This is a genomic window from Dyella sp., from assembly GCF_051954575.1.
Classification (GTDB): Bacteria; Pseudomonadota; Gammaproteobacteria; order Xanthomonadales; family Rhodanobacteraceae; genus Dyella_B.
Genome location: NZ_JBQCHP010000132.1, coordinates 1 through 5,228 on the forward strand (window position 1 = coordinate 1; position 5,228 = coordinate 5,228).

At 65.5% G+C, this 5,228-nt stretch carries 6 protein-coding genes; 1 reads left to right on the forward strand and 5 read right to left on the reverse strand.

What is annotated here, in order from left to right:
* From ACTHNE_RS16920 to ACTHNE_RS16930, 3 genes are all read right to left on the reverse strand, one after another.
* Nucleotides 1-1,118, reverse strand: a 1,118-nt coding sequence (locus ACTHNE_RS16920) for a 2-oxoglutarate dehydrogenase E1 subunit family protein (protein WP_440269855.1), incomplete at its 3' end; no start/stop codon positions are given.
* 239 nt (nt 1,119-1,357) lie between these two features.
* A complete protein-coding gene (locus tag ACTHNE_RS16925) occupies nt 1,358-1,870 on the reverse strand; it encodes a hypothetical protein (RefSeq protein ID WP_440269856.1) in 513 nt (170 codons plus the stop codon).
* Nucleotides 1,867-3,078: a JmjC domain-containing protein gene (locus ACTHNE_RS16930; RefSeq protein ID WP_440269857.1), complete on the reverse strand. Its 1,212-nt coding sequence runs from the start codon at nt 3,076-3,078 to the stop codon at nt 1,867-1,869. The genes ACTHNE_RS16925 and ACTHNE_RS16930 overlap by 4 nt, the downstream gene beginning before the upstream one ends.
* Nucleotides 3,079-3,222: 144 nt before the next feature.
* On the opposite strand from ACTHNE_RS16930, the gene ACTHNE_RS16935 reads away from it, so the two are divergent.
* A complete protein-coding gene (locus ACTHNE_RS16935) occupies nt 3,223-3,765 on the forward strand; it encodes a hypothetical protein (RefSeq protein WP_324942375.1) in 543 nt (180 codons plus the stop codon).
* Nucleotides 3,766-3,875: 110 nt separating this feature from the next.
* On the opposite strand, the gene ACTHNE_RS16940 is transcribed toward ACTHNE_RS16935, so the two are convergent.
* A complete protein-coding gene (locus ACTHNE_RS16940; protein ID WP_440269858.1) occupies nt 3,876-4,625 on the reverse strand; it encodes a sulfite exporter TauE/SafE family protein in 750 nt (249 codons plus the stop codon).
* Between the two features lie 66 nt (nt 4,626-4,691).
* Nucleotides 4,692-5,228: lyase family protein (locus ACTHNE_RS16945; protein ID WP_440269859.1), on the reverse strand; the 537-nt coding region annotated here is incomplete at its 5' end.

Here is a 5,228-nt window from a genome sequence, read left to right on the forward strand (position 1 = left end):
ATGTTGACACCCTGGCCGGCGAAGGCCGCGTCGCCATGGACCAGCACCGCCATCGACTGGGTACGCTCGCCGTCATGGCGGCGGATCTGCCGCGCACGCACGGAGCCGGCGACCACCGGGTTGACGATCTCCAGGTGCGACGGGTTGAACGCCAGTGCCACGTGCACGCCGTTGCCCTTGGGCGTTTTGACGTCGGCGGAGAAGCCCATGTGGTACTTCACGTCGCCCGAGTGGGCCGGGTCGTCGGGATGCTCGAACTTGCCCTCGAACTCGTTGAACAGGGTCTTGGGCGGCTTGCCCAGGATGTTCACCAGCACGTTCAGGCGGCCGCGGTGGGCCATGCCGATGACCAGGTCCTTGACGCCCGTGTCGCCGGCGGCGGTCACCACGTCGTCGACCATCGGGATCAGGCTGTCGCCGCCTTCGAGCGAGAAGCGCTTCTGGCCGACGTACTTGGTGTGCAGGTAGCGCTCCAGGCCTTCGGCGGCCGTGAGGCCTGCCAGCACGCGCTTCTTGCCCTTGGCGTCAAGGCCGGCGCTGCCGTTGGCCTGTTCCAGTCGGCTGTAGATCCAGGCGCGCTGCGCATGGTCGGAGATGTACATGAACTCGGCGCCGATGGTGCTGGCGTAGATCTTCTTCAGCCGCGACAGCAGCTCGCGCAGCTTCATGCGCTGGCCGCCGCCGGCGAAATTGCCGCAATCGAATTCGGTATCCAGGTCGGCATCGGACAGGCCATGGAAGGCCAGGTCCAGGTCCGGCGCGTGCGTCTTCGGCGCCAGGCCGAGCGGATCGAGGTTGGCGGCCAGGTGGCCGCGCGAACGATAGGCCGTAAGCAGGCGCAGCACGCCCGCCTGTTTGCGCGCATGTTCATCGCTGACGGGTGCCGCCGCGGCGTAGCCGGGGCGCTGCTTTTGCGCCGCCTCTATACGCGCAATGGCCGCGGTGTGGGAGACGTCCCCCGACTCGCGGCCCTTGAAGGTCTGAAAGTAGGTGTTCCATTCGGCCGGCACCGATGCGGGATCGGACAGCCAGGCGTCATACAACGATTCGACATAATCGGCGTTGCCGCCTGCGAGTTGCGAGGATTCAAAAAACTCGCGGATCAGGTTTGTGCTCACGTCACCACCGGCAGGGAAGGGAAGCCTCAGCGAACCGCCCTGTCGTAGGCCCGGTTCGCCGGCGAAAAATCCTGTTAATTATAGCCTGCGGTTTCCGCGCTGCGGCAAGCATGATGACCCTGCCGCGATGCGACCGTCGAAGGAACAATAAGATAGCCGGAACAAGCTCTTGGCTTTACCTTACGGCCCGGTAAGGTTGGCGCCGCCGACCTATCGCTTGGGCGGGCATTCAGCCGCGACTACAAGCCCAGCGGCTGCAGCTGGGTGGCCGGTGCGGCGCGCTCCCAGATCTGCTCGAATTGCAGCAGCAAGGGCGCCAGTCCCGGTCCGTCGCGCAGGGCGGCGCGGCCTTCCCGGCGCTCGGCGTCGGGCAAAAATAGATAACCGCCGGTGTCGTTGAGCAGCCAGGCGCTTGCGCTGGTTTCGCTGCTTTCGTCATCGGTCACCGGCGTGCGAATGCGCAGCGCGCTGGGCAGCCGTTGCGCCAGATCGAGCAGGCGGTGGCCCGTGCGCAAGGCGCCGGCCACATCGCCAAGCAATAGGCGAATCTCCGCGCCGCGTCCGGAAATCGCGATGCGCCGCAGTTCGGCCAGCTCATCCTGGCTGCTGAGCATGGCGGCAGGCAGTGTGGGCAGATGGATCGCCAGCTTGTAACGAGCCGCCGCCAGCACCTGCAACCGCAGGCTGGCGATGGCCTCGGGCCCGGCCACGGCGCGGGCGCCTTCGTCCGTTGCGATGGGGGAAGTGCTCACGTCTGGCGGCCTCGCAGCTTGCGCAGGATAAGGTGCCCGTCGTTGATCAGCGCCAGCAGCAGCGTGCTGTCGGTAGCCGAGACTTCGAATGGTCCTGGCAGCACACGCTGCGCGCACAACTGCGATGCCCAGCGCGCCGATGCGGGATAGGCGTGACCGTTGGCGTACAGCGCAGCATGCGCGCCCGTCTGCGCCCAGGCCATGCGTGACCATGGATGGCGCAACAGCGAGACGCTGCCGGCCAGTTGCTTCGTCAGCGCCGCTTCGCTCAGCGGCTTGGCCGGCGCCAGCGGCGTCTGCGCGGTGCGGTAGCGGGTGATGAAGCGGCCGAACCAGTCGAGCAAGGTGGCGTCATCCAGGCTCGCCGCGAGCGGCAGCGCTGCGCGCACGCGCTTCAACGCGGCCTTGTCGATTTCGCCGGCGCGCTTGACCGGTGCGAGGTCCGGATCGGCGTAGCGCTGTTCTTCCGACAGATGCTCGGCGAGGTAATCGGCAAGATCGCCCACTAGCTCGGCCTGCGAAGGCGCCCGCATGCCGACGGAAAACGTCATGCAGGGACCGCCGAAGGCTACGCCATCGTGTGGTACGCCGGGTGGCAGATAAAGCATGTCGCCCGGATCGAGCAGCCATTCGTGCGTGGGTTCGAACTGCTTGAGCTGCTTGAGTTCGACGTCGCTGCGAAATTCCTTCGGCGCGTGCGGGTCGTCGCTGATCGCCCAGTGCCGCTGCCCCAATCCCTGCAGCAAAAACACGTCGTATTGATCGACGTGCGCGCCGACGCCTCCGCCGGGTTCGGCATAGGAAATCATCACATCGTCCACGCGCCAGCTCGGCAGGAACTGGAAATGGTCGAGCAGGGCGGCCACGTCCATGTCCCATTTGTCGACGTCCTGCACCAGCAAGGTCCAGTTGGCGTTGCCGGTCTTGGCGAAGTCGCTTTCCTTGAGCGGACCGTTCTTGACGCGCCAGCGCTCGCGGTCTTCGTCGTGCTGGATCAGGCGCGACAGCGCGCCTTCCTCGCAGGCGAGACCGGCCAGGTCTTCCGGCACGACCGGCGTAGTGAAGCCGGGAAACGCGTTGCGGATCAGCAGTGGCCGTTTCTGCCAGTAATCGCGCAGGAACTGCGCTGGCGGCATGCCTAGCGGCAGCCTGGAGGTGCCGCGCACTTCGATCGGCAACGGCTTGCGGGGGGCGGGCGAGAGAGTCATGGGGCGCATTGTATGGAATCGGCCGGGCGAAGGGCGTAGCCTGCGCCGCACCCGCCTGTGCGGGTACAACGGGAGGATCGTATGGCTGCACCGAGATGTGCCGTACCGACGTTCTTTAGATCGTTGATCGCAGGGACCGCGTTGATGAGCGCCTTCCCAGTGGCCGCGGACGAAAACGCGCAAGACCCCACCGCGATATTCGCCGGCCCGCAGCACGACGGCGCGCACGATTTCGATTTCATCATCGGCGACTGGAAAGCCCATGTCCGCCGCCTGCCGGATCGTCTCAACGGCTCGCATGCCTGGGTCGAATACGAGGGCATTTCCAACCATCACAAGCTGCTCGACACCAACGCCAACTTCGAGCAGTTCGACGTCACCAGCACGGACAAGAAGCAGCACCTCAAGGCGCAGACCTTGCGCATGTACAACCCGCAGACGCACCAGTGGATCATCTACGGCCTGGATCTGGATAACGGCGAGCTCGATCCGGCCGCGCCTGTGGTGGGGCAATTTCAGGGCAACCGCGGCGTGTTCTATAACCGCACCACCTGGAACGGCCGCGTTGTGTTGGTGCGCTGGGTATGGGTCAACGTGTCGCCGCACGCCGCACACATGGAGCAGGCCTTTTCACCCGATGGCGGGCAACATTGGGAAGTGAACTGGATCTGCGATCTGTCGCGATAAATGGCGCGTCGAGGTGTACGCGTAGGTTGGGTTAGCGCAGCGTAACCCAACATATTCGCAGCGGCATCGTTGGGTTACGCTGCGCTAACCCAACCTACGGGTGCAGCGCTTCAGTGCAGCAGCCGGTAGAAGTTGTAAATACCGAGCGCAAGCACGGCGAAGCCGGCCATTAGCGTGCACACGTGCGAAGGCAATCGCCGCACCAGCCATGCGCCGAACGGTGCGGCGATCACGCCGCCCAGGATCAAACCCAGCACCACGTGCAGCTTGCTCTGGCCGATGCTGAGCAGGAACGTGATGCTGGCCGCCAGGCTGACGATGCACTTGGCCAGGTGCACGCTGCCGATCACCATGCGCGGTTCCTGCCCGCGCGCCACCATGGTGGTAACGGTGAGCGCGCTCCACCCGCCGCCGCCGGCCGCGTCGAGCAGTCCCGCGACGAAGCCCAGCACGCCCGTGCCGCGCGGCACGTCCTGGCGGCGATCCTTGCGCTGGGCAGTGCGGAACACCAGGAACAAACCCATCGCCAGCAGATACGGCGTGAGGAAATAGCGCATCCACAGCGGCGGCAGATGCGCGAGCGCGGTCGCACCGATGATCGCACCGATCACGCCCGGAATGACCAGCACCAGGAACAAGCGGCGCTGCACGTTGCCCGCCCACCAATGGCTGAGACCGGAGGCGCCGCAGGTGAAGGTTTCCGCGTAATGCACGCTGGCGCTCGCCAGCGCGGGCGGCATGCCCAGGCTCAGCAGCAGGCCGGCCGAGGTCACGCCATAGGCCATGCCCAGTGCGCCGTCCACGAGCTGGGCGAGCGCACCGATGCCGGCGAAGATCAGGAATTCGGAAATGGGCGCCATGGTGCTCGCACGGAACGGGCTGGAGCCATCATGACAAATGCTCCATGCTTTGTCCGGTCCGCAAGCTTAAATCGTCCTTGCCAGATCCACGGCGAGGCCGATGTAAGAGCCCGGTGTCAGGGCGAACAGACGCTGCTTGGCATCTTCCGGCAGTGCCAGGGCGGTGATGAACTGGCGCATCGAATCGCGCGTGATGCCCTGGCCGCGCGTCAACGCCTTCAACTGCTCGTAGGGTTCGGGCAGGCCGTAGCGGCGCATCACTGTCTGCACTGCCTCGGCCAGCACTTCCCAACTGGCGTCCAGGTCGGCGGCCAGGCGATCGGCATTCACGTTGAGCTTGCCCAGGCCCTTCTGCAGCGATTCCAGCGCCACCAGCGTGTGGCCGAAGGCGGTGCCGAGCGCGCGCAAAACAGTAGAGTCGGTCAGGTCGCGCTGCCAGCGGCTGATCGGCAGTTTCTCGGCGAAATGGCCGAGCAGCGCATTGGCCAGGCCGAAATTGCCTTCGGCGTTTTCGAAGTCGATCGGGTTGACCTTGTGCGGCATGGTGGAGGAGCCCACTTCGCCCGCCTTCAACGCCTGCTTGAAATAGCCCAGCGAGATATA